The following is a 25,323-nucleotide window of genomic DNA, read 5'->3' as shown; positions in this document are numbered from 1 at the left end:
CACCCCATCGTTCACAATTGGCCTTAATCGTAGATATTGACGTAGATCCGCGGCTTAGGTAGCCTGAATTCGTTTAGCACTTCGTAGAACCTCTCCCAGGTGAAACTCCTGCGCTGACTTCTGCGGTTTAGCCATGTATAGATCAAGTCGAGCGTTTGCATGTAATAGGTTTTTATTTTCTCCGAGTTATCCGTGATTCCATAGTATCGGTAGTGTCCCGACAGTTTGGACCGGATGACGCCTAGGAAATCCTCCTGCTTCATGTGGCGATTCCACCTGACCCAGCTCTTCATGGCTCTGACCTTCTGTCTGAATTTCTTCCCACTCGTTTTACGCTTTACCCGGAAGGTTCCTTTTCGGCTCTTGGCGCAGTAGTGCGTGAAGCCTAGGAAATCGAATGTTTTCGGTTTCCCTTCGCCCTTCCTCCGTGATTCTGCTTCCGCAAAACGACCGAACGCGATGATTTTCGTCTTCTCTTCCGCAATGCTTAACCCGAATTTCTCCAGCCGGAGCACAAGTGCGGTATAGAAGCGTTCTGCATCTTCTTTGTACTGGAAGCAGCATACAAAATCATCGGCGAAGCGCACCATTTCGGCTTGCCCCCCGCACTGCTTCCTCACCGTCACGGTAAACCATAGGTCAAGGACATAGTGCAGGTAGACGTTGGCTAGCAGGGGCGACACCACCGAACCTTGGGGAGTTCCTTCCTCCGTCGGTTCAAAGTGTCCATCCTCCTGAATACCTGCTTTCAGCATCCGTCTCACCAGCCGGTGGATGTTTGGATCTCCGATTCGCAGTTCGAGGAATTTCATCAGCCATTCGTGATTTACATGGTTGAAGAAGCCGGAGATGTCTGCATCGACGACATAGCTGGTTTTTCCCTGCTCGATGACCCGGTTTAGATGTTTCAGCGCACTGTGCATGTTTCGGTTCGGGCGAAATCCATACGAGAAATCCATGAAGTCTTGTTCATAAATGGCTTCCAGTACTCTTTTCAGCGCATGTTGCACCAGTTTGTCTTCATACGCAGGAATTCCTAGGGGCCGCATGTTTTTCCCGTCCTTTGGGATGTACACTCTTCTCGCGGGCTGAGGTCTGTAGCTTCTTCGCTTTAACCGGTCCACCAGGTGTGTTACATTCGCTTCCACGTTGGCTTCGTACGTCTCTTTGGTCGATCCATCGACTCCGGTTGCCTTTCCCGGTTTCATCTCTTTGTGACTTCTCTTTAATGCTTCTGTGTCAATGAGATGTCCGATGGAGTTGAACCGTAACTTCGGATCTGCTTTGGCCATTTCTGCTATTCTTGTTAATTTCGTTTCCATTTTTTTTTCCCACCTCTGTGTGTGGCCAATGTGTCCTTACCAAGATTGATGGGGTGTCGCCTGCCTTTCCTCCGCCCCCATTACAGGGGTTTCACAGGTCTTATGCGGCAATCCGACTCCCTGAACGCCGTTTGACATTCTTACGTGTTACGGCTTGTTTGCCATACTCCTGCAAAGGTTCCTAAATAGTACTTCTCTCGCAGAAGAGCGTCAGGGTCTCCCGAGTTGCTGAGTAACCATGGGTATACATGCCTGGCTCTTCGACCCCGGGGAAGCTCCTCCATCCTCGCCTTTTTTTTTTTTTTTCGGCTGGAGTCATGTTGTCTTCCGGGAAAGTGAGCCCGTCGACCTTCCCGTTTGCTGCATTTCGAGGCTCCATCACTTTCAGGCCTGCATCCTAACTGTCTACGCTTAAACGGCAGGGTTACCCTTGCCGCTCCAAGACTCGCTATTGGTGGCGTGGCTTTCGCCTTTCCAAGCAGGGGTTCCACCTGCTAAGTTACTCAACCTAGGCTCGGTCGCTCCACTTTGTACAGTAGAATTTCAATAATTAGGCATTCCCAAGCAAAAATCCAGAAATCAAATGTATCAAATACAGCAGATTGCATTTTAGTGTGAACTAAAGTGAAATCTATTGTATAAAATGCAATTAGAGTTGAAGATTTCCGGTCGCATTAGTCGCCATTAGCGAAAAACAATGAATGCAGTATACTGCGCCGCTGTCAACGGTGCAGCCCCTTATAATCATCCTCCAGAATCGAATATTGGTAGGAGTCCATCCACTTCTCTTTATGATACATATGTCCTCTAAGATGCCCTTCGTATGTCATGCCAAGCTTCTGCATCACACGCGCGGAACCGATATTCCCGGGACGGCAGGTGGCATAGATCCGGTGAAGCTCCAGCTTATGAAAGCCCAAGTCCAGCAGTGCAGCGGCAGCCTCAGTAGCATAGCCCTGTCCCCAGTACAGCCTGTTGTAGCAATAGCCAATCTCTCCCTGGCCTGTTCCGGTAATATGCAGGCCGCAGCCGCCGATCAGCAGCCCGTTCTCCTTCAGAACTACCGCATACTCGAAGCCCTGGCGCGGCTCCTCCTGCTGCAATGTCAGCGTATGGCGGATATATTCGCCGGTATCCTCCAGAGAATTGGGCCCCCAGATCGAATGCGTTACTACTGCCGGATCAGATGCATACTCATGTACCTGCCCTATATCCTCTAGAGTGAACTCTCTGATGATCAGACGTCTGGTCTCAAATTCCATATCTCTGTGGCCTCCTTACGCTTCTATTTGTCGAACAACCCTCTGCCAATCAAATTAGCTGTCACCGGCGGCTTGCCGATCTCCCGCGCCCATACCGAGAGCTGGCCGATATGATGGATCTCATGGGCGATCACATGCCGCATCACTTCCCCGTAGGGATGGGGCTCGCGTTCCCCTTCATCCGTAATATCAACCATAATCCGGTCTTCCAGCTCATCCGACCAGCCATAGACAAACGGAGCCAGCTCCGCATGGCAGCGGGCGGAGAAATCCTGCACAAGCTCCAGGCTGGCGATTTCCCCGAATGCTGGAATTTCAATGACTCTCTCCTGAATGCCGCCGCAGATCCAACCGTATTCAACCGCTACAATGTGATACAACGTGGGCAGGATATAGCCTAAGCCCCCGGTGCGCGGCCTCATCAATTCGTCCCTGTCCACCCCGCTGCACCAGTTGAACCAATCCTGGCGCACTTGCCAGTTATACTCAAATAGCTTCTGCATCCGCTGCCTCCATTCTCCATATATTCCCTTACTCCATTCTTGTGTCACACTTTAACATAAAACAGGACAGGCCCGCTACCGCTAATTGCGGCAACAGCCTGTCCCCTAAGCTTGTCCTGCATTTATTCAAACACGTACTCGCCTTCGCCAACAGCCAGCGTCTGTCCCTTCAGCTGAGGGGAGTCCGTGCGGAACACGATCCGGCTGAGCCGGTTCTCCTCCCCTGGCGTGAATTCAAACGTCTGGTCTCCGGCCTTAAGGCTGTAGCTGCCATCCGAACCATCCGCAGGTGCGCTCACCGGAAGACCAAACAGTTCACTCCAGTGGCTGGCGGCAGCGGCCGGATCGCTGACCCGGAAGCCTGCACTGACGACCTCCACCTGGCCTGCAGGGTGAGGACGGTTGATTCCCGCACTGTTCAGACTAGCCAGCCGCTGCTCATCCCTCTCGTTCCACTGAATAATGAACGGATAGGGCAGTCCCTGGAAGTCACCGTCAATGGTCATCATCCGCCACTCGATCAACCGGCCCTGATCATCCAGACGGCGGCCGTCAATGACCGGCGACAATAACATACCCGCTTGCCTCAGCGTTGCCTCAACAGCTTCAATATCATCCGTGCGCAGCACCACCCGGCTAAGCACTTCATGCTCCGGCAAAAGCGTGACGGCATCCCGCACCACCACATTATGCTTGGTCGCCCGTGCCAGCTCCAGGTTCTCGATCCCGAGAAACTCCAGGTAGGTGAGCCCGAAATAACTGAGGGCGTTATACGTTCCCCAATCCTTATGCGATCCGCCCCGGAAGGCTGTTAGTCCATGCTCCGCGAAGAGCTGAACCGGCTGGTCCAGATCATTCACATAATGTACAAGGTGATCCCATTTCAGTACGGCCATTACTTCTTCACTCCCAGCTCCGTGGTCCGCTTCACCGCGGCCAGTACACTCCGCTGCAATCCGGCAGCGAAATCACTGTTGTTCAGCTCATACAAGCCGTGCATACCGACGCCGCCAGGCGAGTTGTTGATATCCAGCAGTTGTCTTGGATGCAGTCCGGTCTGTTGCAGCATAGCCACCGCTCCCAGCATATTCTCCAGCGCCACCTTCCAGGCTTGCTCCCGCGGCAGTCCGGCAAGAACTCCGGCATCTGTGAACGACTCAATGAAATAATAGATGTAGTTCGGTCCGGCTACCCCGAAGCCGGTGAAGATATCAATATAGGATTCCTCCAGAACCTGCACCTTGCCGAAGCCCAGCAGAAATGCTTCTACCTGCTCCAGAGAAGCGGCAGCATTCAGAGCTACACCGCTGTATCCATAACCGGTATCGGTCAAGGTATTCGGGATCACGCGGACAATCGGACGTTCTGCTCCGAAATAATCTCCAAGCTGGTCAATCGTTACCCCCGCTACAATCGATACAATGACCGCAGACGGTGAGGCAGATTGCTGGATCAGAGTTCCAAGTGCAGCCAAATTATCCTGCGGGCGAACAGCGATGACGATCAGTTCTGCGCCGGAGAGCGCCTCTTCCTGCGCGCTATCCGTGTCTACGTTATATTTGGTTTTTAGAAGCCCAAGCCGGGCCTCATTAATATCTGACACACTGATCTGTCCGGCAGCCAGCGTGCCGCCTGCCAGGCAGGCCCGGATGATCGCTTCCGCCATCTGCCCGCCGCCAATGAAATGAATCTTGCCTTTTGACACTCCCATTCACTCCCTGATTAGATTAGTTATTGGCCCAAGCCTCCGGCAGAATGAACCCGGCATATTTCTCCTGTCCCAGGATGTATTCCTCGAACTCCTTGGATTCATACGCAGCCTTCAGATCCTTGGCCCACTGGGTATCCTGGTCCTTCTTGTTCACCGATACGATGATTCTGTGCTGCATAGGCGTATTCTCAATCTTCAGCGCATCTGTAATCTTGCGGTCGGGAGCGTTAGCGATATAATTCCCGTTCACTACACCATAATCAACGTCCTGCAGCGAGACCAGAATCTGTGCCGGGTCCAGCACCTTCAGGTCAATCTTGAACTTGTCCGGCTCCACGCTGTTGACATTGAAGTCCGCTACCCCGGCGCCCTCTTTGATCTTGACCCAACCCAGCTCCTCTAGAATCCGCAGCGCGCGCTCCTGATTAACCGGGTCGTTCGGAATCGCGACGGTAGTGCCGTCCTTCACATCGTCAAGCGTCGTGTGGTTAACCGAGTACAGCCCCTGCGGTGCACCTGGAACATAAGCAATGCCTACCATATCGGCGCCAATTTCCTTATTGATCGCATCCATATAGGCCGTACTCTGGAAGATACTCGCGTCAATCGAGCCTTCCTTCATGGCCGGGTTGACCTGCATATTCTGCGAGAAGGTTTTGATATCTACAGTATACCCTTTTCCTTCCAGGATCGGGAGAATGGATTGCCGGAACTGCTCCTCATACGTACCTACGCCGAATCCGACTGTGATTTCCTTTTTATCCCCGGAGCTTGCCGCTTCCTTATTGTTACCGCAAGCCGCCAGCACCGCCATCGAACTAATCAGTAGAACCGCCAGTAATTTTCTCATCACTCTCATCCCCTATCCTAATACTGTGTTTTTAAAATGCACTAATGCCTCGTCTGTAACCGTCAGCGGAATGGCGCAGTTGGGCGACAGAATAAACGGCTGCCCCTTCATCTTGGCCAAGGCTTCCTTAGCCTGCTGTTCAATCTGCTCCAGATGATTTCCGGCAAACAGCCCATGATCCACTCCGCCCACCTTCGTAGCCTTGAGATCGGCGTCCAGCCCAGGATTGCCTTCGGCTACCGTATCCCAGCTGATCCCGTCAATCCGGTAATCATTGAATTTCTCAGGCTGGGCATGAGCGCCGCAGGTATGTAAAATATTCTTGCCATAGCTCGCCGCCTCCAGCACGATGGAATCATACGGTCTCGACAGCTCATCGAACATCGCTTCATCAAATAAGCCGGGGTGGGCTGTGCCTGTCACCGCATAGAACAGTCCATCTGATCCCGCCTGCCGCAGCTCCTGCACATAATCGGCCAAGGTTAAGGCAATCGCATGCAGGGCATGATGCGCAGCGGCACGGTGTTCCTTGAAGAGCGATTCCAGCGTCACCGGCTGCTCAATCCCGAATACGGTCTCCGTAACATAAGCAGAACGTCCTACTATGAACAGCAATACCGTGAGCGGTGAGAATACCGTCTGAATCAGCGGTGTATCCGGCAAGCCCTGGCGGATCTTCCTTACCGCCTCCAGATGCTCCAGCAGCGAAGGGGTTTGTGCGGCTTTTTTCACCTCAAGATCCCAGAGATTCGCGGCTGCCGGAACTGCCGTAGTCAGCTGTCTCGGAAATACCGTCCGGTAATCTGCGAAGTTATACTCATTTCCCCAGGCTTCCGCCAGATAGGTCGCTCTCGGGTTGATTTTCACCCAGTCCCAATCATATTTCTCCGTAAAAGAAATCGTAGACGACGCCAAGTCCTCAGCGTTCTGCTCCTTGTCAATAAAGTGGCGCCATCCGCTAATCATCGGCCGGTCCGCAAGTTCCCCGGATAAGATCGCCTGAAAACGCTCCTGCTTGCTCCATACACTCATCTGCCTATCCCCTTTGTCTCGTAATCTCTAGTAACGGCGAATCTTGCGCGCCAATGTGTTGCCCAGGGACTGAATACCCTGCACCAGAATGATCAGAATAATAACGGTAGCAACCATGACCACCTTGTCAAAACGCTGATATCCGTACACGATAGCCAAATCACCAACCCCACCGCCGCCTACGGTTCCGGCCATTGCGGTTGCCCCGATAAGCCCGATGGTCGCTGTGGTCAGGGAGAGGATCAGCGAGCCAATCGCTTCCGGCAGCAGGAAGTACCATATGACTTGTAACGGCGTAGCTCCCATTGCTTCCGCTGCCTCTAGAATACCCGGATTGACCTCCAGCAGAGAATTCTCCACCAGCCGTGCGATATAAGGTGCGATGTAGATAATCAGCGGAACAATCGCGGCACTGGTCCCAATCGAAGTATGAACAATTGCCCGTGTTACCGGAATGATAGCGACAAGTAAGATAATGAACGGAAGCGAACGGATAATGTTGATCAGCGGATTGAGCACCGTATAGAGCGCCTTATTCTCCAGTACCCCGCCCGGACGGGTAATGACTAGCAGGATGCCCAGCGGAATACCCAGCAGCGAGCCGATGAATAGCGACACGCCCACCATCTGAATCGTTTCAATAATCGCCTTCAGGAATTGTTCACTTGTGATCGATGTCGAGAACATAGGACTTCACCTCCTCTACCCGGACCTCATGCTGCTTCATGTAATTCAAGGCCGCTTCCAGCTGTGCCGGATCACCTTGCAGTTGAACGATAATCGTACCGAGCGTCGTCTCTTGAATCTCTGTCGTATTCGCAAACAGGATGTTAACCTTAACACTATAAGACCGGATGATCTCATACAGCACAGGCTCAGAAGCGCTCTCCCCGGCAAAATTCAGCTTATACACCCGGCTCCCCTGCTCTGTCTTCAGAGTTCTGCGGACGCTTGAGGTCATACTGTTCTGAATGACTGTTTTGACGAAATTCTGCGTCGTCTGATGCTTCGGTTCTCCGAACACATCCAGCACGCTGCCCTGCTCGATAATCCGTCCCTCTTCCATAACGGCTACCTTGTTGCAGATCTCCTGAATCACCGACATCTCATGCGTGATGATCATCACTGTGATGTTGTATTCCGCGTTGATCCGCTTGAGCAGCTGCAGGATGGACTGTGTCGTCTGCGGGTCCAGAGCGGAAGTAGCTTCATCGCACAATAGTATCGAAGGGTTCGAGGCAAGCGCCCGGGCAATCCCGACCCGCTGCTTCTGTCCCCCTGACAGCTCGCTCGGATAGCTTCCAGCCTTGTCGCTTAGCCCGACGAATTCGAGCAGCTCCTCCACCCGCTTGCGGATTTCCGCCTTGCTCTTTTTCAGCAGGACGAGTGGAATGGCCACATTGTCGAACACCTTTTTGGACTCCAGCAGATTAAAATGCTGAAAAATCATGCCGATGTTTTTCTTGGCTGCCCGCAGCTCTTTGTCGCTGTACGCGCCCAGATCGTACCCGTCTACCAGCACCTGGCCCTCAGACGGCCGTTCCAGGTAATTGACCAGGCGGATTAACGTGCTTTTTCCGGCTCCGCTGTAGCCGATGACCCCGAAGATATCGCCCTTTTCAACCTTCAGGCTAATCCCCTTCAGCGCTTCTATCTTCACCTCTTTGCGGGTGAACGTCTTGTACACATTCCGTAGTTCAATCATAGTTGTTCCCCTCAATCATCTGGTAAATTTAGGATTCAGGATTCAAGTCTGCTGCTTCAGCTTCGCAAGCGCCTCTTCTGCCAGCAGGGCGAAATACTTAGCCGCCGGCAGGATGGCCGCCTCATCGACATCGAAACGGGGATGATGCAGCGCATGGTTCGGGCCGGTACCAATATTCACAAAAGCACCCGGGATCTGCTGCAAATAATAGGCGAAATCCTCTCCGCCCATCTGCGGCGGAATATCAAGTACCTCATAGCCTGATTGTGCCGCGACATCTTTGGTGAAGTCTGTCCATGCTCCGTGATTGACCGTAGCGGGCGGGCCGGGATACCAGTGCAGCTTCGCCTCTGCTCCGGCTGCGGCTGCAATCCCTTCTATGATCCGCGTCATTTGGGCCGGGATGCTGCTGCGGATCTCTTCGTTATAGGTACGTACTGTCCCTTCCAGCTCCACCTTCTCCGGCAGGACATTCCAGGTGAAGCCCCCATTGATCCGGGTCACACTGAGCACGACCGGCTCTTGCGTGTTATTCAGACGGCTGACTACGGTTTGCAGCATCGTAATGATCTGCGCGGCGGTAACAATGGTGTCTACCCCTTTCTCCGGTGTAGCGGCGTGAGCGCCGACCCCTTGCACCGTAATCTCAAAGCGGTCCACCCCCGCCGTTAAAGCTCCCGTTCTTGTGCCGAACGCCCCGTTAGGCAGGTCCGGTGAATTATGTAATCCGAAGATGGCCTCCACCCCGCTTAGCCCGCCGGATGCCAGTACATCCTCCGCACCGTGTCCCGTCTCTTCAGCCGGCTGGAACAGGATTCTGACCTTGCCCGGCAGTTCATGCTCACGCTGCTTCAGCAGGCTGGCCGCGCCCAGGATCACAGCGGTGTGGAAGTCATGGCCGCAGGCATGCATGACTCCCGGAATCTCTGATGCGAACGGCAGGCCCGTCTGCTCCTCAATCGGCAGGGCATCGATATCACAACGGATCGCTACTATGCTGCCATCACCTTGCCCCACCTCTGCGATCAGCCCGGTCTTCAGAGGAAGGTCCAGCACACGTATCCCCGCTTCATTCAGCCATTTCCGCAGCTTCTCCGTGGTTCTGTACTCCTGATTGCTAAGCTCCGGTTCACGGTGCAGGTTCCTCCGCACTTCGGTTAGCCGGGCTGCCAGTGCTTCTTCCGTCTCATGCTGTGGTCTCATATTCCTGTTCTTCCCCCTTCATTACGTATGTTCAATTCCTCTAATCCGCTCCAGTGCAGTCGCGAGGCTGCTTAAGATATGCTCCCGCATCGCCCGCTCCGCCCCCTCCTCATCCCTGGCTACAATCCTCTGCAGAATCACAAGATGCTCCTCATCCGCCTGCGTATTCCAGTCCCCGTGCAGAGAGACATAACGGCAATACCGGAGGGAACGGTCTCTTAGCTGGTTCAGCACCTTCTCAAAAGTCTTCAGCGCGCTGATCTCCCACAAGTAATCATGGAATTCGAAGCCATAGGATACAACATCCTGCTGATCCCCCATCTGGAAGGATTGCTTCAGCTTCTCCAGAATCAGCGTTAACCGCTGAATATCCTTGATGGTAGCGTTTCTGGCAGCGCTTCTGGCGATATGGCCTTCAAGCATACTGCGGATCTGGAAGATCTCTTCGACCTCCTTAATCGTTAAAGGGGCTACCCGCAGCCTGCCGTTAGGCTGGCGCACCAGGAAATCCTCATTCTCCAGCCGCTGAATCGCTTCCCGTAACGGAGTCCGGCTGACCCCGAGAAGTGCCGCCAGGCTCTCTTCGTTAACCGCCTGATCCGGCTCCAGCTCGCTATCTATTATTTTTTGCTTAAGTGCATAGTAGGTATTATCCTTCGACAATCTTCGTGAACGCATTTCCATAGATTTCATTGCTCCTCGCCACTCATTTGCGGGTCGCCCGGTCAACTGTATAATTGTATACAATTAATAAGAGGAGAGAGATTCAAGATAAAATGAAAGTATCGGTTGAAAATCTCTCTGTGCAATCAAGCTTTTTTCATACTATAATCCTATTATTCCCACTAGTCAAGTATGTTTTATAGGGGAATTGCGAATTGACACTAATTGGACAAATAAATAACCCTCCTGCACCTAATAGGTGTCGAGGGCTATTCACCTTACTAAAGTTCAAATACTATCTCATCACTTGCCTCACCCATCTTGAACGGGTGACTGTATTCTTTGAACCTAAATTGAATTCCTGAAATCTCATCAGGTAAGGGTGGAGAGACTACATATTTATATGATGCATGATCTGATCCGCTTCCACCATTAATCATTCGGCAATCATATTGGCCGTTAATATCTAGTTCGTAATGCCTATGTTGATGAGAGTTGGATTCAACTTCCGGCTCATCGTCCCAATCTATATTTAGTGTTAATACACTTGCATTACTGTATTGTCGTAAGGACGTTAGAGTATAGAAACGCTCCCCGTTCACGACTGACTTCAGAATTGCAATGTGTTGTCTAAATCCGGCTGGTTCAATCATTGGTTTATATTGTTCTTCATTCATCATACTTCCAAATAACGACATCAAGAATCCTTCATAAAGCCCAAGTTCCTCTGACCATTTAGAAATATACTCTAACGGAGGAAATCCTGGATTATTATCCGCCACTTCCTTTCTCTTCTTGATCAAAGAGCAAATTTCTTGATCGATATCAATAATCCGTTCATCATAATGCTCTGTTGGACGTTCAAATGGCATTCTCATTCGTATCATTGTTACCCTCCTCATAGCTCCATTAATTATTTCATCACCATATTTTAACATATAATGGTTTAATTCAACATAAAAAAACCTCCCGACCGAAAGAAGCTCCTTTCTATATTACGATTAAAGTTGACAAATAATTGCCTTTTCTCCCATATTTATTTGGTGTCAGGTATAATAGATATGTTAAAGTCGATAATATTTACCACTAAATCCTGGAATGAAAAGAACCCTTCAACACAAAGTTGGGAGGAGTGTACCAATGATGGAGAAGAATTGGTTTGATTTATTGTGCAGGCCTTATAAAGAATTGGAAAAAGACCAACAGGAGAGCATCTACAAAAAATATCGCATTTTTATTTATCCCTATCTATATGCTCTACTTTCCGATCACTCACTTACTGAAGATTTGATTCATGAAAGCTTTTTAAAAATTTCATCAAGAGCACCACAGCTACAATCCATGCGGAATATTCCTGCTTGGATCAAACGTGTTGCTTATACTACCGCAATTGATTTTATAAGGAAGGCAAAAAAAGAAGCTGAGATTTTTAACGCCCTCGTTCCCCTTTATGAAACTTCTATTGGCTTTTCTGTAGAAACGGTATTAGAAAAAAAATGGCTGCATGAGGAATTGTATGATGCTATCGGAGAATTACAAAATAACCACCGTGCAATGGTGGAAATGTTTTATTTGGATGGGAAAAGTTGCAAGGAAATTGGAGCAATCGTGGACATAACGGAATCCACTACCTTAAAGAGATTGCAAAGAGCTAGAAATCATCTCCGACAGCTTATGTCACAGAATTAAGTTCAGTTATTTAAAATAGAAGAAAGTACCGGATGTTATCATTGGTGAATATATATTAGACCACAATAAACGGCAAACCCTTGTCCTAGACCTTGCATTCTCCCTTGGGAAACGATGAGCGCTTGAGTCTATTTTCATAAAATCAAGATTTCCAAAAAATATTTAGCCCATTTCCGTAGTTAAACGAATGTTCTGCACATAAAGAAAAGCGCCAATGCCCCCAAGGCGGGGCGGCGCTTTATTTACTGTGGAGAGGGCTATCGAGGACCATGAGCTTGCCTTTAGTCGCTTACCTGAATAGACTTTCGAGCCGTTTCTATTTTGAAGACCTCATTCTTTCCTCCGCCTTTAACCGAAAATTCTGCAATCGCGGAAATCTCGTAGGTGCCCGGTTTTTTAATCCGGTATTGAGATTTTTCTGAAATGACAGCCCCCTTCGGCATTGAAGTTGTAAGTCCAATATCTTTTCTTGCAATCGAATTAATCACCTTGCCGTTACTGTCCCGTACAACATAGTAAAATGCCGTGCTTCCCGTTGTAATCTCCAGATCCCGTCCAGTTTCATTTTTCAACTCAGCAGAAATAACAAATTCCTGATTTGCTTTCACCTGCTTCGGAATAGAGATCTGAACTGAAAAAGGTTCACTTTTCACGTTTTCTGAGGCAGATGGCGTGGGACTCGCCTTGGCAGCTATGGATTCATTCGGTTCCGAAGAATGATACAAAATTACGGCCATCAAAAGGAGAACAATCAGCTTGTTCAACATAAACACCTCCAACCTAATTGACGTCACGACAGATGGTTTTGTTTCGCTAAAATGGGTATGAATTCTAAAAAGAGATGTCAGGTTTCGCCTTAAACCATCGTTATATATTCAGTAGCCCCATATAGGAGAGTGAACTGCAACTTGATCTGCATCGGCTACAATCCGGGAGTTGTTGCAGAGCGCAAAATTAAAAGGAAGGGAGAATGGAGTCATTATCTACCGTCCGCTTTGCCACATTTCCCAATCACCCCATTTCAATACGAAGGGATGTTGATGAGGAATGTTTGTAAGAAAGTATATACTCCCTGTTTTCCTGGCAGCTTTACTCCTTTGCAGTTCAATCACTTCTGTACATGCAGAAGGAAGCTCTAATGCTGAAGCAAAGGCTTTTTTCGGAACAATCTCCGAAATCCAGGCTGCCACGCAAAAACAAAATGAATTGAACGAGATTCCGTATCCGATAGAATTGAGCACTCCTCCAGAACAATTAAAGAACAGCAAAGTTCTTGCCGATTATGTCGAGAAACAGCGGGTGAAAGCAGACTTACCGACCATTAAGAAACTAATTGAAAATGATCCCTCCCGTTTCTCGGGCCACTATTACGATGCGGATACCGGAATGGTAACCGTTCAGATCACGGAAGATTCGGAATCTTTGAAGGCATTAATAAGAAAAGCCTCAAAAAACGGAGATAAAATAAAATTTGAAGTAACAAAATACTCGTGGTCGGATATTACTGAAGCGAAAGAAAAAATCAAAAAAACAGTCCAACCGGGAACAGTACTTGCGCTCATACCGGATACAATGAACAATAAGCTTATTATCGCCTTAGACGAAAAATCTGGCATACAATCAAAGCAAACAGTTTCATCACTGCTTCTCGAAAAGTCAGATCTGCTTGTCTACACAACATTGCCAGCCTCAGCATTTAAAACGGAAACCGATAATACAAATTGGGGTTCCACCATTCCAATGGGTGCAAAAATCGGTGGCAATTACCGTCCAAACCCGAGTAACCCCTCACAAACGATCTATGGCGTATGCACTAACGGATATTTTGGCGTAAATGCTTCTGATCAAGCTGTAGTGGTGACTTCTGGCCATTGCCAAACAGCAGGCACCGTTAGTGCATGGTATCAGCCGACAAATGCAACGAGTTCGATAGGTGATTACACATTCAGGACTACATCCCCCGGTGACGGTTCAGCAGGGGCTTCCGATTCCGGATATATTACTTTAAATTCTGGATTTTCACCATGGGCACGAGTACCATACCCTTCTTCAACTAATATGGCTATGATAACAGGTACCTACGTAACCGATACGGTTGGGGATACCATCTACATGAGGGGCGCAAATAGTGGAGCAACGACTTCTGGCACGATCAAATATTCAAATGTTGATATTTGGTGGGGCTCAGATGGTTATGGTTATAACACTAACGAAGTCCTTGCCTCTGGCTACACCTCAGTAGGAGGGGATAGCGGCGGGCCTGTATTAACTAATTATGCTTATAACAATAATCTTTCTGGCTGGACCTTCAAACTGGCAGGAACTCATACAGGATCGCTAACAATAGACCAAGATTTGGCGAGCGGTATTAAAGCAGGCACCTATAAAGTATACGAGGCGTTGTGGTCAACATTTTCTGATTTAGGTCTTACTGGACTTTATCTCATTTCTCCATAACATCGACTTCCCGACAAAAAGCCGCAGAATCCTGTGTCTAGGATCTGCGGCTCTTTGTTGTATCTGGCCTTGTGGGTTCCTAATAAGTACAGTTTGCACCATACATAATTAAGAGGTCGCGGAAGCCGCAATCCACGCTTACTTTATCAATAATTCAGCATTCACAGGTTTAGCAAGGCTCCGCCGCCGGGTTCCCTGCTTCTTCCTTCGTACGGAACGAGGAGCCGCAGCCGCATGTAGCGCTGGCGTTGGGATTATTGATGGTGAAGCCGCCGGTCATGCCGGATTCCTCGAAGTCGATCTCCAGGCCGTTGAGGTAACGGATATCGTCTTTGCTGACGACCACCTTCAGACCTGCAACGTCCATGTAGATGTCCTGCTCAGTCTCGGTATCATCGAAGCCCATCGCGTACGAGAATCCGCTGCAGCCCCCGGCGGTTACGCCCAGACGGAGGAACATATCCGGCACTTCCTGCTCCGCAAGCATGGCCTTCAGCTGGCCTGCCGCTGTCTCACTTATGTTAATCATAATAACAACCTCCTTAGGGTTCATTGTATTGGAATCAAGCAGCCTTCAGGCTGTACGTAATGAAATCAATGCCTTGCCGGGAAAAGAATGAGTATGATGTATATCATTTTCATCGGCTCTTTCAATCAGTATACTCCACTATTCTTCTGCCCTCAAGTCGTAAACCGGGCGCAGGTAAGCCATTTATCCCGGAAGACCTGCAGTTTCTGGCGGTTGCTCACCCTACGGGAGAAGTTTATAATGAGAAAAGCGATAAATTTTCGAAAAATTGTCACGGGGGTTGCAGTTAACCTCTATTTATAATGCCGGCTGTTGCCGGATATTCTCAGGTACACGATTATGCGATGCAATTGCCTCGCCAACCTTCAGGAGGAACTTATATGTCTACCCTTATTACACCCCACACAGATGCCCGGATGGCGAACATCATTGAGAAGGTTCGCGGCGGAGAACGATTGAATTTGGAAGACGGCGTTTATTTATATGAGAGTAACGATCTCTTAACGATCGGACAGCTGGCTAATGAGGTCAATCTGCGAAAGAACGGGAATAAAGTCTATTTTATCGAGAACATGAGTCTATATTTCACCAATGTCTGCGAATCCCGCTGTGCCTTCTGCAATTTCCGCAAGGATGAAGGCGAAGAAGGGGCCTACACCCTCTCCGGCCAGGAGATGGTGGAGTATGTGCAGCAGCATATTCATCCCGGCGTGCGCGAGTTCCATATTGTAGGCGGGCATAATGATAATGTGCCCTTCCAGTACTATGTTGATTCGCTGCAGGCTCTGAACGAGCATTTCCCCGAAGTGACTCTCAAGGCCTATACAGCGGCAGAGATCGACTTCTTCACCCGCATCAGCGGACTTAGTATCCGTGAAGTGCTGGAGCAGTTGCGCGCCGCCGGACTGAAGACCCTTACCGGAGGAGGGGCAGAGATTCTGTCTGACCAGTACCGCAAAAAAATGCGCGTCGACAAAGCCAATGTCGAGGAATATCTCGAGGTGCACCGCACCGCCCATCACCTTGGCATGAAGACCCATACCACGATGCTGTACGGGTCGATTGAGTCCCGTGAAGACCGCATCCGCCATATGCTGCAAATTCGTGACTTGCAAGACGAGACCGGCGGTTTTATGGTATTCATTCCGCTGTCCATGCAGCCTAAGAACAAGAATGCAGGCATTATGCGCCGCAACTCCGCGAATGAGGATCTGAAGACCATTGCCGTCAGCCGCCTGATGCTGGACAATTTCGATCACATCAAGGCCTACTTCATTAATATCGGGCCCCAGTTGACCCAGGTTGCCCTGAACTTCGGCGCTTCCGATGTGCACGGAACGATCCTGAAGGAACGGATCAGCCACGCTGCCGGCGCGCTGACGCCGGAGGGCTTGACCCGGGATGAGCTGATCTGGCTCGTGAAGGGCGCAGGACGGATTCCTGTAGAACGGGATACCTTCTATAACGAGATCAAGGTATACGAATAAGAACAGAACAAGCTTACCTCAGCCAGTGAACGCAGAACTGCCTTGTCCATTATGTACCCGAAAGGAAGATCAGTTGGCATGAGAACCCTACTTGTCTTGGGCGGCGGCTACGGCGGTCTTGCCCTCATTCAGCAACTGCTGGATAATCATCTTCCTCCTGATGTGGAAATCATCCTGGTGGACCGGATGCCGTATCAGGGGATCAAGACCGAATATTATGCACTGGCCGCAGGCACCGCCACCGATTACCATCTGCGGATTCAATTCCCGGTACACCCCCGCCTGACCGTACGTTACGGGCAGGTGGGTTCCATTGATCTGGAGAGCAGGCTGGTCCTGCTCGATTCCGGGGAGCCGGTAGCCTATGATATCCTGGCGATTGCCCTCGGCTGTACGGATAATTACCATAACATTCCGGGTGCCGAGGAATACACCTGCAGTATTCAGAGCTTCGCCGGAACCCGGGAAACTTACCGCCGGCTGAACGATGTGAAGCCTTATGGAACCGTCAATATTGTCGGCGGGGGACTGAGCGGCGTAGAGATTGCCTCGGAGCTGCGGGAGAGCCGGCCGGATCTGAATATCTCTCTGATGGACCGGGGAGAACGTATTTTATCTTCTTTTCCGGCCAAGCTGTCCAGGTATGTCGAGGAATGGTTCAGTGAGCATCAGGTGGAGACGATTGGCGGGGTGTCGGTCTCTCATGTCGAGAAGGATGCCATCTTCAATGGCACCCAAGCTATTCCGGCGGATGTGACGGTATGGACTGCCGGTATTCAACCCGTGAAGGTCGTGCAGCAGCTGGAGCTTCCGAAGGACCGTGGAGGCAGGCTCATTGTGGGGGAATATTACAATATCGCTGAATATCCGGAGGTCTATGTGATCGGGGACTGTGCCAGCCTGCCCTTCGCGCCCAGTGCACAGGCGGCGGGTGCCCAGGGCGAGCAGGTGGGACAGATATTACAGGCGTTATGGCGGGGGGAAACCCCGAAGCTGAATAAGATTAAGCTGAAGGGAACCCTCGGTTCACTCGGTAAAAATGCCGGCTTCGGCCTGATGGGCCGCCGCTCCGTCATGGGCCGGGTTCCGCGCCTGCTGAAGAGCGGCGTCCTGTGGATGTCCAAACGCCATTTCGGCTAAAGAATCCCGGCTTGAATCCAGGCGGCTTAGTCTATCTCCAGGTTGTCCCAGGCCTCTGCCTCTCGTATAGCGGCTTCTATGGCCTCTTCCAGAGCAGCGGGGGAATCAGCCTCAATGATCTCCCCGTCAACCATGGCGAACGGCTGGAGATAACACTCTCCGCAGTTGTTCAGACAGCCGTACTCCACTACATCATATTCAGGGTTTTGCTCCAGCTTAAGCTTGAGCGGTTCAGTGCCGTGGCCGATGTTGCTGGCACAGAATTCTATAATTGGTCTCATGATAATCTCCCTATTCTGCCTTAACCATTTTATTTTTTAACTTTTTGTACTATAATAAACATACGAAAGGAGTGATTGAGAAATGAGTGAGAATGTACAAAGCGCAACCATGTACGATGAAGTACTGGAAGTCCTTGATAAACTTCGTCCGTTCCTGCAGCGCGATGGCGGTGACGTGGAACTGATTGATGTTGAAGACGGCATCGTTAAGCTGAAGCTTATGGGTGCATGCGGCAGTTGCCCAAGCTCCACGATCACGCTAAAAGCCGGGATCGAACGCGCCCTGATTGAAGAAGTAGAAGGCGTGGAAGAAGTCGTTCAGGTATTCTAATCCCGTTTCATAAACCATCCCGGCCTCCGCTAAGAGGCCGGGATTTTTTTTATTATAGAGGATTTCGTCTGTAGGATCAACCACCCGGCGATTCAAAAAGACCAGAAGCCGCTCCGCCAGCCATTTCTGGCTACGGGCTTCTTCTGGTCTCATTAGATTATTCCGCTTCCCTAGGCTTAAGCTTAGAATGCCGGGATAATTGCTCCGTCATATTGCTTTTCGATGAATTCCTTCGCTTCCGGGGAAGTCAGCGCTGCTGCCAGCTTCTGAATGGCATCGGAATCCTTATTGTCAGGACGGGCTACCAGCAGGTTAGCATACGGGGAATCTCCGCCTTCGATGAACAACGCATCCTTCGTAGGAGACAGCTTGGCATCCAGTGCGAAGTTGGTGTTGATCAGCGCCAGGTCCACTTCATCCAGCTGACGGGGCAGCATGGCTGCATCCAGCTCAATGATGTCAAGCTTCTTAGGGTTCTCGGTGATATCCGCTTTGGTGGAAGCAATATTGGTGTCATCCTTCAGCTTGATAAGACCGTTCTTCGCCAGCAGAATCAAGGCGCGGCCTCCGTTCGTTGCATCATTCGGAATCGCAACCTTCGCACCTTCTGCCAATTCATCGATCGATTTGATCTTTTTGGAATAGGCGCCAAATGGCTCTACATGAACAGCAGTTACAGATACGAGATCTGTGCCGTTCTTGGTGTTCTGATCATCCAGGTAAGGCTTGTGCTGGAAGAAGTTCGCATCGAGCTGCTTCTCGGCAAGCTGTGTATTGGGAAGAATATAATCTGTGAATTCTTTGATCTCCAGCTTAATGCCTTGGGCTTCAAGCAGTGGGGCAATCGCTTTGAGGATCTCCGCATGCGGTACAGGAGAAGCACCAATCACCAGGGTTACCGGGTCCGCAGCAGGCTCTGTAGTCGGCTCTGCAGCAGCCGCTTCTGTAGGTGCCGTTGTCGCAGCAGAATTCGTGGTGTTATTCGCCTTGTTGTTTCCGCAAGCGGCAAGCACCAATATCAAGGTCAGGCTGAAGAATGTAAGCAGTACTTTTTTCATCTGTAAATCCCCCTCTAATCCATATGGTTTATTGAATAAGGCTATATGTGGACGTACCTTATTTCCGTGTAAAATGTCTTACCAGCCGGTCACCGGCCATTTGCAGCAGCTGCACCAGAATCACCATCAGCGCTACCGAGATAAGCATGACTTCCTTCTCATAGCGGTAATATCCGTAGCGGATCGCCAGGTCACCCAGTCCGCCGCCGCCGATCATGCCGGACATTGCGGTATACGAGACAAGGGTCACAACAGTAATGGTTACACCGGCAAGCAGACCCGGACGAGCCTCCGGCAGCAGCACGCGCATAACGATCTGCCCGGTGGACGCTCCCATGCCCTGCGCCGCTTCAATAATTCCCCGGTCAACCTCCCGCAGTGCCGTCTCCACCAGTCTGGCGAAGAATGGCGCCGCGCCGATTACCAGTGCCGGAATCGTTCCAAGCACACCAATCGAAGTGCCCATAATGGCCTTGCTGAACGGAATCAGGGCAACCATCAGAATGATAAAAGGAACCGAACGCAGGATATTCACAACGAAGGATAATACCGAGTAAACCACCCTGATAATAACGTTATTTGACTTGCCCCATAAATATAACACAATTCCAAGCGGTAAACCAAGGATTATTGTGAATATTCCTGAAATAGCGATCATTTTGAGTGTAGCAATCGTAGCTTCCAGCATTTCTTCCCAATTAATTGTGCTAAAGTCCATTACAAAATCACCTCCACATCAAGACCTTGCGCTATGAGCTCAGTGAGCGTGGCTTCGACCGCACCCTCAGGTCCTTCGAACCGGACGATCAGCTGGCCGTAAGGAACATCCTTGATCGTAGAGATGGTTCCATGAAGAATGGCGAAGTGAACCCCGGTTCCCTGAACCACCTGTGAGAGCGTCGACCCGTAAGTCTTTTGTCCGAGAAAAGTGATTTTGACCGACTTCGTGTAACCTGGCTGTACAGCATCAATCGCTTGCCGGAGCGGTCCGTCCGACTGGGTCTCACTGCGGATGAATTCCTTGGTAACCTCATGCTTCGGCTTCAGAAAGACCTCGGCCACTTCACCCTGCTCCACAATACCGCCGCCATGGATCACGGCAACACGGTCGCAGATGCTCTGAATGACATGCATCTCATGGGTAATCAACACGATGGTCAGATGGAATTTGCTGTTGATATCCATCAGCAGGCGCAGAATGGAGTCTGTCGTCTGCGGATCAAGCGCCGAGGTCGCCTCATCGCATAACAGAACATCCGGATCACTTGCCAGCGCCCGGGCGATTCCGACACGCTGCTTCTGTCCGCCGGATAGCTGAGCCGGGTACTTATTCCAGTGCTCCTCCAGCCCGACCAGGGCGAGCAGTTCCTTAACCTTTTGTTCAATCTCGTTCCTTCCGGCTCCGATCAGCCGCAGCGGAAACGCGATATTATCATAGACTGTAGCCGATGAGAGCAGGTTGAAATGCTGAAAAATCATTCCGATCTTACGCCGCTGCTCCTGCAGCTGTCCCTGGCTGAGCGCTGTCAGCTCGACACCGTCCACCCACACCTCGCCCGCAGTCGGACGTTCCAGCAGATTAATGCAGCGGATCAGCGTGCTTTTGCCGGCCCCGGAGTGACCGATCACCCCGAAGATTTCCCCCTTCTTAATCGACAGGCTCAGCGCAGAGAGTGCAGTTGCCTGCTTACTGCCTTTGCCATACACCTTGGTTATATCCTTCAATTCTATCAACCGCTGCGTCCCCCTTCTGTTCTAGCTTCCATCATTGCAAAAAAGACCCCCTACGATCCATGCAGATCGCAAGAGGCCCTGTGTGTATAATGACAATGCCTTCTCATCTGCCAAAACCCCCGAATCCGGCGGCATTGTAGGAATTAGCACCATGACATTTGGATGCAGCGTAAGGCTGTATTCAAACCGGTTGCCGGGCTTCATCGGGCCTATCCCTCCGCCGCTCTCGATAAGATCATAGTATGAAGTTATAGACTCCGTATCCTGTCAGAAGTTAATGTATGCCTAAGTATAATTCAGTTTCGAGATTTTTGTCAAAGGTAAGTTTTTACGGACGGGCTTGTCCGGATTTCGGGCCTGGGGCCGCTTTGTTCTTGTGCCATTGTTCATTCCCGTAGCTGTATGCGGCGGCCAGTGATTGGCATACCATCTCCAGGCTCTGCTTCAAATCCTCCAGGTGGCTGTCGAGATCCTCCAGACGAATCTTGTCATGCAATCCCTGGTGACGCTGCCAGAGGTCGTCGGTCATCTCCGCGTTCATGTAATGGATCTCAGCGTTGCGCCGCTTGCGCAGATTCTCCACTGGCTCCCGGTAGGAATTCCTGATTCGCTCCAGCTTCTCCGCCAGCGGATGATGCGGGTGAAGCAGCTGAAATTGCCTCAGCACCGTGAAATAAGAGAAATGCGTCTTCACCTTGCCTGTATTGAGATTGTACAGATTATTCAGCACCGTGCCCAGCTTGTCCAGCAGCGAGAAGACACGGATGAAGCCATCCTTGTAGAAATACACATATCTGGCGTACTCCCCCTGCTCCGTGGACGACATATCATCCATATAACCTGCGATCACTGACTTCCGGAAAAAGGCTGCTGCGAACCAGCTCTGCTCCAGCTCATCCAGAGAGGAGATCAGGCCGCGTGTCCAAATTTCCAGCTTGCGGTATTCATGGTCATGGTCTTCATGTGCCGCCATCTCCTTGCGCAGCATGGAGGCTGCCTTCGCCATGGACTCCATAGCTTCAGCCAGCACACCGCTGTTCACGCGGGGCGGCTCTCCAAGTAACGTCCGCAGCATATTTTGACCCTCCTTAAAGTTCACTTTTACACTAGAGGAAAATAACGGTTCCAGTTGCGGTCTACCCGCTTCGCAATATCCTCGCTCGGAGCCAGTTCCTCCGGGTATCCCGGCTTCATCCGGGCATCTATAATGATCGGCAGTGTATAGCTGACGCTGCCCCGGTGTACCCCGGCCGCCGAATAGATATCATCCGCCGGATTGAAGCGGGTGAATACGGTCCACAGGAAGGAGGTCTGCGTGCTTACCGCCTCTTCTGCCTGATCCACCAGCACAATCAGCGGCCAGGCGGTCTCCCTCTCCTTGAAGGCAGCCACCAGCCGCTCCGGCAGCTCCGGGTCCTCTTCATAGGATGCACCGGAAACGGCTAAACATCCTCCGCAATAAGGCACAGCGGCGGTGATTGATGGAAGCAGACCCTCTGTATAGGTCCGTGGCAGCTCACGGACCGGGCTGCCAATGCCCGCCATCACCGCCTTACTGCCATGATTCAGCTTACGTCCGGTATAATCCAGTGTATCCATGGAGGTATTGGCAAAGATCGTCAGATCCGATTGCGGATTGAAGCGCTCAAGCACAGTTTCCAGCAGCTTGGGGAAATCCGTTAGCTCCACCTGCACATTAGTCAACAGCAGGAATTTGGTTAAAGAGAGCTGACCTTCCCCTAAGATACGAAACGCTGACACCATATACTCACGGGGATAGCTCTCCCTAACGACCGCTGAGGTCAGTGAATGCGAACCGGATTCGGAGTAGGACCACAGCGCTTTGACCGAAGGGATCAGCAGAGGATAGGCTGGAGCGAGCAGCCGCTGCAAATAATCCTTCAGATAATAATCCTCCTGGCGCGGCTTGCCGGTGATGGTCGCCGGGTAGATGGCATCCTTGCGGTGCCACATCCGCTGAACATGCATGACCGGGAAATTATGCTGCATGGAATAGTAGCCGGACTGGCTGCCGTAAGGCCCTTCCGCTCTCCGCTCCAGCGGAGACACGCGTCCCCGGATGGAGAATTCCGCCTCAGCCGGAATCCGGTGCCCGCCCAAGGGGTCCTGCACCATGGGAAGCTTGCCGCCCAGCATCAGCGAAGCCAGCATCAGCTCCGGAATCCGTTCCGGCACCGGTGCCACTGCCGCTGCAATTAGGGCCGGCGGCCCGCCGATGAAGACAGACACCGGCAGGGTCTCGCCGAGAAGCTCTGCCTGCGAGTGATGGAAGCCGCCGCCCTTGTGAATCTGCCAGTGAATACCTGTGGTGCTGTCGTCATACATCTGAATCCGGTACAGTCCGAGATTATGATCCTTGGGGTTGGTGATATTCTCCGTATAGACCAGAGGAAGCGTGATGAATGCCCCGCCGTCCTTAGGCCAGGCCGTAATCCGGGGCAGCTCCTTCAGCGGATCACTGCTGCTGCAGACGCCGAGTACCGGAGCCTCTCCTTGCGGTATATTCTTGGTTCCTGCCCTCAGCAGCTCCAGCAGCACCGTCTTCTCCCGCCATAAGCCGGCGCCTGAAGGCGGAAACAGCTGGTCCATCGCCGTTGTCAGCGACTTCAGCAGCTGCTCCGGTCTTGTCCCAAAGGCCTTGTTGACGCGCTGAACTGTACCGAACAGGTTCGTAGCGACCGGGAACGGTGTTCCTTGCACGTTCGTGAACAGCAGTGCCGGGCCTTCCTCCTCCACCACCCGGCGGTGAATTTCGGCAAGCTCCAGATAAGGATCAACAGGGGTATCTATCACTGCCAGATCCTTATCCCTGCGGAGCTGCTCAATCCATTGTCGTAAATTACCGTATCGCACTATAGCGTTCCTCCTCAAACAGGACCTTATGCTTATCCCGTCCACCGTTGCCGTTTACTTATTACTTGCTGCCCCTGCCGGCTCCGCTTAACTGCCAGACCCTTACACTCATGTAGCACAGAACCCCGAAGAGTCCGGAGATCAGCACGATATGAGACAACGCAGCAAATATGTACAATCTTTCATTATTCAATGTGTATACTACTGCGGCTCCGCTGAATACCTGCATCAGGCATAACAGAACTGCCGCTACTCCCAGAGCCCTCAGCTCCGGCAGCTCCTTATGCTTCCAGAAGGCCAGATGCCCAAGTATAGCCGTCAGCAGGAACAGAATCGCCGCCGCCATCCGGTGAATGAATACAATCCCTACTCCGCCGCTCATCTCCGGAATCCATTGTCCGTTACACAGCGGCCAGCCGGAGCACCCGCCTTGGGAGCTGGTATGGCTTACGTAGGCGCCGATGTAGACCACGATATATGAATATACTGCAGTAACCCAGGTTAAGTTGCGGAAGGCTGGGCGGACTTTGGGACTTCCTGTGCTGAATTCCGCTCCTGGAGCGAATGTCCGTCTGGTCCCAAGCGCCAGCATCAGCGAACCGGCGAAGGCAATCAGCGAGAAGCCCATATGCAGGGCCATAACCGCAGCCGACTGCGATTTCACTACTGCAAGCGCTCCCATCCCGCCTTGAACGATGACGAAGATCAGGGTCAGCAGGGCATAGGCCAGCAGATCTCTGCGGTGCCTGGCATAACGCCAGAAGGCAACCATGGAAGCCAGGGACAGCAGGCCAGCCAGGCCGCTGAACAAGCGGTGGGTATATTCAATCAGAGAGCCGATGGTATAGGCCGGAATCAGCTTCCCGTGGCACAGCGGCCACTGATTTCCGCATTCCAGTCCCGAGCCGGTCTTAGTCACCACAACCCCGCCGAACAGCGCCATGAACATAATGAGACAGGTCAGATAGCTGAGCCATTTTAATTGATGTGTCGTCAATAGTATCACCCGTATTGTATTGGAATGAGTATGAAACATATAAATGCTTATATGATTAGAAAAAAAGCACCGCTTCTGCTCGGATAGGGCGAAAGCGGTGCTGCGGAATTACTTGTGAATGCTGAGATAAACGTCCAGCGCCGTATCAAGAAACTTCTCGATTTCCTCCCGGGACTTCCGGAGCTTGTTCACAAACCGGACCAGTTCCCGTCCATCGGTGTACGCGACAAAGCTTGGAATGCCCAGAATATTCTGTTCCTGGCTGACATCGCCTACGGCATCGACATCCACTTCGACTAGGGTAAGACGCTCTGCATATTTCTGTTCCACATCCGGCATGAACGGATCAATGAATTTGCAATCCACACACCAATCTGCCTTGAAGACTGCCACCGTCAGGCGCGGAGACTGAATTGCCACCTGGAACTGGGCAGGCGAGCTGATTTTGTCCATTTATTGACCATTCCCTTCTATCAGAAAGTTACACAAGAAGCT

The 25,323-nt window shown here is 51.3% G+C and carries 27 protein-coding genes and 1 riboswitch; of the genes, 5 read left to right on the top strand and 22 right to left on the bottom strand.

Features of this window, described 5'->3' with window-relative positions:
- Positions 1 to 23: 23 nt before the first annotated feature.
- From ltrA to MKY64_RS00505, 12 genes are all read right to left on the bottom strand, one after another.
- Positions 24 to 1,322 (bottom strand): group II intron reverse transcriptase/maturase, encoded by a 1,299-nt coding sequence (gene ltrA, locus MKY64_RS00560; protein WP_340950427.1) that lies wholly within the window; start codon positions 1,320 to 1,322, stop codon positions 24 to 26.
- A gap of 722 nt (positions 1,323 to 2,044) precedes the next feature.
- A complete protein-coding gene (locus MKY64_RS00555; RefSeq protein WP_340950425.1) occupies positions 2,045 to 2,584 on the bottom strand; it encodes a GNAT family N-acetyltransferase in 540 nt (179 codons plus the stop codon).
- A gap of 23 nt (positions 2,585 to 2,607) precedes the next feature.
- The gene (locus MKY64_RS00550; protein WP_340950423.1) at positions 2,608 to 3,087 is read right to left on the bottom strand and encodes a DinB family protein; all 480 of its coding nucleotides are present in this window, start codon (positions 3,085 to 3,087) and stop codon (positions 2,608 to 2,610) included.
- 122 nt (positions 3,088 to 3,209) lie between these two features.
- Positions 3,210 to 3,983 carry a VOC family protein gene (locus MKY64_RS00545; protein WP_340950422.1) on the bottom strand — a complete coding sequence of 258 codons (774 nt, stop codon included), beginning with the start codon at positions 3,981 to 3,983 and terminating at the stop codon, positions 3,210 to 3,212.
- Positions 3,983 to 4,798, bottom strand: a complete 816-nt coding sequence (gene proC / locus MKY64_RS00540) for a pyrroline-5-carboxylate reductase (RefSeq protein WP_340950420.1) — start codon at positions 4,796 to 4,798, stop codon at positions 3,983 to 3,985. The genes MKY64_RS00545 and proC overlap by 1 nt, the downstream gene beginning before the upstream one ends.
- Before the next feature lie 16 nt (positions 4,799 to 4,814).
- The gene (locus MKY64_RS00535) at positions 4,815 to 5,648 is read right to left on the bottom strand and encodes a MetQ/NlpA family ABC transporter substrate-binding protein (protein ID WP_036721985.1); all 834 of its coding nucleotides are present in this window, start codon (positions 5,646 to 5,648) and stop codon (positions 4,815 to 4,817) included.
- 12 nt (positions 5,649 to 5,660) lie between these two features.
- On the bottom strand, positions 5,661 to 6,680 hold the full coding sequence (locus tag MKY64_RS00530) for a uroporphyrinogen decarboxylase family protein (protein WP_340950418.1): 1,020 nt from the start codon (positions 6,678 to 6,680) through the stop codon (positions 5,661 to 5,663).
- Between the two features lie 27 nt (positions 6,681 to 6,707).
- Entirely contained in the window at positions 6,708 to 7,367 is a 660-nt protein-coding gene (locus tag MKY64_RS00525; protein ID WP_209875913.1) for a methionine ABC transporter permease, read from the bottom strand.
- Positions 7,342 to 8,385 (bottom strand): methionine ABC transporter ATP-binding protein, encoded by a 1,044-nt coding sequence (locus MKY64_RS00520; protein ID WP_340950416.1) that lies wholly within the window; start codon positions 8,383 to 8,385, stop codon positions 7,342 to 7,344. The genes MKY64_RS00525 and MKY64_RS00520 overlap by 26 nt, the downstream gene beginning before the upstream one ends.
- 42 nt (positions 8,386 to 8,427) lie before the next feature.
- The gene (locus MKY64_RS00515) at positions 8,428 to 9,588 is read right to left on the bottom strand and encodes an amidohydrolase (RefSeq protein ID WP_340950414.1); all 1,161 of its coding nucleotides are present in this window, start codon (positions 9,586 to 9,588) and stop codon (positions 8,428 to 8,430) included.
- 21 nt (positions 9,589 to 9,609) lie between these two features.
- A complete protein-coding gene (locus tag MKY64_RS00510) occupies positions 9,610 to 10,272 on the bottom strand; it encodes a GntR family transcriptional regulator (RefSeq protein ID WP_036722000.1) in 663 nt (220 codons plus the stop codon).
- 260 nt (positions 10,273 to 10,532) lie between these two features.
- Positions 10,533 to 11,138 carry a hypothetical protein gene (locus MKY64_RS00505; RefSeq protein ID WP_340950412.1) on the bottom strand — a complete coding sequence of 202 codons (606 nt, stop codon included), beginning with the start codon at positions 11,136 to 11,138 and terminating at the stop codon, positions 10,533 to 10,535.
- 253 nt (positions 11,139 to 11,391) lie between these two features.
- Between MKY64_RS00505 and MKY64_RS00500 the strand changes: the two genes are divergently transcribed.
- Positions 11,392 to 11,940 (top strand): RNA polymerase sigma factor, encoded by a 549-nt coding sequence (locus tag MKY64_RS00500; protein ID WP_051477763.1) that lies wholly within the window; start codon positions 11,392 to 11,394, stop codon positions 11,938 to 11,940.
- A 281-nt stretch (positions 11,941 to 12,221) separates the two neighbouring features.
- Here the strand turns inward: MKY64_RS00500 and MKY64_RS00495 are convergent, their stop codons facing one another.
- Positions 12,222 to 12,707, bottom strand: coding sequence for a hypothetical protein (locus MKY64_RS00495; RefSeq protein WP_036722003.1), 486 nt, complete (start codon positions 12,705 to 12,707; stop codon positions 12,222 to 12,224).
- 280 nt (positions 12,708 to 12,987) lie between these two features.
- Here MKY64_RS00495 and MKY64_RS00490 point away from each other — a divergent pair, with 280 nt between their 5' ends.
- Complete coding sequence (locus tag MKY64_RS00490) at positions 12,988 to 14,397, top strand: hypothetical protein (protein WP_036722004.1); 1,410 nt, start codon at positions 12,988 to 12,990, stop codon at positions 14,395 to 14,397.
- A 169-nt stretch (positions 14,398 to 14,566) separates the two neighbouring features.
- Here the strand turns inward: MKY64_RS00490 and MKY64_RS00485 are convergent, their stop codons facing one another.
- The gene (locus MKY64_RS00485; protein WP_036722005.1) at positions 14,567 to 14,926 is read right to left on the bottom strand and encodes a HesB/IscA family protein; all 360 of its coding nucleotides are present in this window, start codon (positions 14,924 to 14,926) and stop codon (positions 14,567 to 14,569) included.
- Positions 14,927 to 15,306: 380 nt separating this feature from the next.
- Here MKY64_RS00485 and mqnE point away from each other — a divergent pair, with 380 nt between their 5' ends.
- Together mqnE and MKY64_RS00475 are read left to right on the top strand one after the other, a co-directional pair.
- Positions 15,307 to 16,413, top strand: a complete 1,107-nt coding sequence (gene mqnE, locus MKY64_RS00480) for an aminofutalosine synthase MqnE (RefSeq protein WP_036722008.1) — start codon at positions 15,307 to 15,309, stop codon at positions 16,411 to 16,413.
- Between the two features lie 78 nt (positions 16,414 to 16,491).
- The gene (locus tag MKY64_RS00475; protein WP_036722010.1) at positions 16,492 to 17,553 is read left to right on the top strand and encodes an NAD(P)/FAD-dependent oxidoreductase; all 1,062 of its coding nucleotides are present in this window, start codon (positions 16,492 to 16,494) and stop codon (positions 17,551 to 17,553) included.
- A gap of 26 nt (positions 17,554 to 17,579) precedes the next feature.
- On the opposite strand, the gene MKY64_RS00470 is transcribed toward MKY64_RS00475, so the two are convergent.
- Positions 17,580 to 17,834 (bottom strand): YuzB family protein, encoded by a 255-nt coding sequence (locus MKY64_RS00470; protein WP_063829082.1) that lies wholly within the window; start codon positions 17,832 to 17,834, stop codon positions 17,580 to 17,582.
- 82 nt (positions 17,835 to 17,916) lie between these two features.
- Between MKY64_RS00470 and MKY64_RS00465 the strand changes: the two genes are divergently transcribed.
- Positions 17,917 to 18,165: a NifU family protein gene (locus MKY64_RS00465; RefSeq protein ID WP_036701687.1), complete on the top strand. Its 249-nt coding sequence runs from the start codon at positions 17,917 to 17,919 to the stop codon at positions 18,163 to 18,165.
- Positions 18,166 to 18,347: 182 nt separating this feature from the next.
- On the opposite strand, the gene MKY64_RS00460 is transcribed toward MKY64_RS00465, so the two are convergent.
- The 7 genes from MKY64_RS00460 to MKY64_RS00430 form a co-directional block, all read right to left on the bottom strand.
- Positions 18,348 to 19,223: a MetQ/NlpA family ABC transporter substrate-binding protein gene (locus tag MKY64_RS00460; RefSeq protein WP_036722014.1), complete on the bottom strand. Its 876-nt coding sequence runs from the start codon at positions 19,221 to 19,223 to the stop codon at positions 18,348 to 18,350.
- Between the two features lie 58 nt (positions 19,224 to 19,281).
- Positions 19,282 to 19,941, bottom strand: coding sequence for a methionine ABC transporter permease (locus MKY64_RS00455; protein ID WP_036722016.1), 660 nt, complete (start codon positions 19,939 to 19,941; stop codon positions 19,282 to 19,284).
- Entirely contained in the window at positions 19,941 to 20,957 is a 1,017-nt protein-coding gene (locus MKY64_RS00450) for a methionine ABC transporter ATP-binding protein (RefSeq protein WP_209875902.1), read from the bottom strand. The genes MKY64_RS00455 and MKY64_RS00450 overlap by 1 nt, the downstream gene beginning before the upstream one ends.
- 100 nt (positions 20,958 to 21,057) lie before the next feature.
- Positions 21,058 to 21,193, bottom strand: a riboswitch (SAM riboswitch).
- Between the two features lie 92 nt (positions 21,194 to 21,285).
- Positions 21,286 to 22,032, bottom strand: a complete 747-nt coding sequence (locus MKY64_RS00445) for a Cthe_2314 family HEPN domain-containing protein (RefSeq protein ID WP_036722024.1) — start codon at positions 22,030 to 22,032, stop codon at positions 21,286 to 21,288.
- A 26-nt stretch (positions 22,033 to 22,058) separates the two neighbouring features.
- The gene (locus MKY64_RS00440; RefSeq protein ID WP_340950408.1) at positions 22,059 to 23,831 is read right to left on the bottom strand and encodes a UbiD family decarboxylase; all 1,773 of its coding nucleotides are present in this window, start codon (positions 23,829 to 23,831) and stop codon (positions 22,059 to 22,061) included.
- 61 nt (positions 23,832 to 23,892) lie between these two features.
- On the bottom strand, positions 23,893 to 24,828 hold the full coding sequence (locus MKY64_RS00435) for a COX15/CtaA family protein (protein ID WP_340950407.1): 936 nt from the start codon (positions 24,826 to 24,828) through the stop codon (positions 23,893 to 23,895).
- 108 nt (positions 24,829 to 24,936) lie between these two features.
- Complete coding sequence (locus tag MKY64_RS00430) at positions 24,937 to 25,281, bottom strand: thioredoxin family protein (RefSeq protein WP_036722030.1); 345 nt, start codon at positions 25,279 to 25,281, stop codon at positions 24,937 to 24,939.
- Positions 25,282 to 25,323 lie beyond the last annotated feature (42 nt).

The organism is Paenibacillus sp. FSL R7-0210 (assembly GCF_038009085.1).
In the GTDB taxonomy this organism is placed as follows: domain Bacteria; phylum Bacillota; class Bacilli; order Paenibacillales; family Paenibacillaceae; genus Paenibacillus_AQ; species Paenibacillus_AQ silagei.
Note: the sequence above shows the minus strand (reverse complement) of the source record. Positions and strands in the feature narration are given on the sequence as shown.

Bases quoted from the DNA above. Each gene is read 5' to 3' on its own strand.
- mqnE (WP_036722008.1), top strand. From the start codon at position 15,307: ATGTCTACCCTTATTACACCCCACACAGATGCCCGGATGGCGAACATC.
- MKY64_RS00545 (WP_340950422.1), bottom strand. From the start codon at position 3,983: ATGGCCGTACTGAAATGGGATCACCTTGTACATTATGTGAATGATCTG.
- proC (WP_340950420.1), bottom strand. From the start codon at position 4,798: ATGGGAGTGTCAAAAGGCAAGATTCATTTCATTGGCGGCGGGCAGATG.
- MKY64_RS00525 (WP_209875913.1), bottom strand. From the start codon at position 7,367: ATGTTCTCGACATCGATCACAAGTGAACAATTCCTGAAGGCGATTATT.
- MKY64_RS00445 (WP_036722024.1), bottom strand. From the start codon at position 22,032: ATGCTGCGGACGTTACTTGGAGAGCCGCCCCGCGTGAACAGCGGTGTG.
- MKY64_RS00475 (WP_036722010.1), top strand. From the start codon at position 16,492: ATGAGAACCCTACTTGTCTTGGGCGGCGGCTACGGCGGTCTTGCCCTC.
- MKY64_RS00500 (WP_051477763.1), top strand. From the start codon at position 11,392: ATGATGGAGAAGAATTGGTTTGATTTATTGTGCAGGCCTTATAAAGAA.
- MKY64_RS00460 (WP_036722014.1), bottom strand. From the start codon at position 19,223: ATGAAAAAAGTACTGCTTACATTCTTCAGCCTGACCTTGATATTGGTG.
- MKY64_RS00550 (WP_340950423.1), bottom strand. From the start codon at position 3,087: ATGCAGAAGCTATTTGAGTATAACTGGCAAGTGCGCCAGGATTGGTTC.
- ltrA (WP_340950427.1), bottom strand. From the start codon at position 1,322: ATGGAAACGAAATTAACAAGAATAGCAGAAATGGCCAAAGCAGATCCG.
- MKY64_RS00505 (WP_340950412.1), bottom strand. From the start codon at position 11,138: ATGATACGAATGAGAATGCCATTTGAACGTCCAACAGAGCATTATGAT.
- MKY64_RS00430 (WP_036722030.1), bottom strand. From the start codon at position 25,281: ATGGACAAAATCAGCTCGCCTGCCCAGTTCCAGGTGGCAATTCAGTCT.
- MKY64_RS00515 (WP_340950414.1), bottom strand. From the start codon at position 9,588: ATGAGACCACAGCATGAGACGGAAGAAGCACTGGCAGCCCGGCTAACC.
- MKY64_RS00520 (WP_340950416.1), bottom strand. From the start codon at position 8,385: ATGATTGAACTACGGAATGTGTACAAGACGTTCACCCGCAAAGAGGTG.
- MKY64_RS00510 (WP_036722000.1), bottom strand. From the start codon at position 10,272: ATGGAAATGCGTTCACGAAGATTGTCGAAGGATAATACCTACTATGCA.
- MKY64_RS00495 (WP_036722003.1), bottom strand. From the start codon at position 12,707: ATGTTGAACAAGCTGATTGTTCTCCTTTTGATGGCCGTAATTTTGTAT.
- MKY64_RS00470 (WP_063829082.1), bottom strand. From the start codon at position 17,834: ATGAGACCAATTATAGAATTCTGTGCCAGCAACATCGGCCACGGCACT.
- MKY64_RS00535 (WP_036721985.1), bottom strand. From the start codon at position 5,648: ATGAGAAAATTACTGGCGGTTCTACTGATTAGTTCGATGGCGGTGCTG.
- MKY64_RS00530 (WP_340950418.1), bottom strand. From the start codon at position 6,680: ATGAGTGTATGGAGCAAGCAGGAGCGTTTTCAGGCGATCTTATCCGGG.
- MKY64_RS00555 (WP_340950425.1), bottom strand. From the start codon at position 2,584: ATGGAATTTGAGACCAGACGTCTGATCATCAGAGAGTTCACTCTAGAG.
- MKY64_RS00485 (WP_036722005.1), bottom strand. From the start codon at position 14,926: ATGATTAACATAAGTGAGACAGCGGCAGGCCAGCTGAAGGCCATGCTT.
- MKY64_RS00490 (WP_036722004.1), top strand. From the start codon at position 12,988: ATGTTTGTAAGAAAGTATATACTCCCTGTTTTCCTGGCAGCTTTACTC.
- MKY64_RS00455 (WP_036722016.1), bottom strand. From the start codon at position 19,941: ATGGACTTTAGCACAATTAATTGGGAAGAAATGCTGGAAGCTACGATT.
- MKY64_RS00465 (WP_036701687.1), top strand. From the start codon at position 17,917: ATGAGTGAGAATGTACAAAGCGCAACCATGTACGATGAAGTACTGGAA.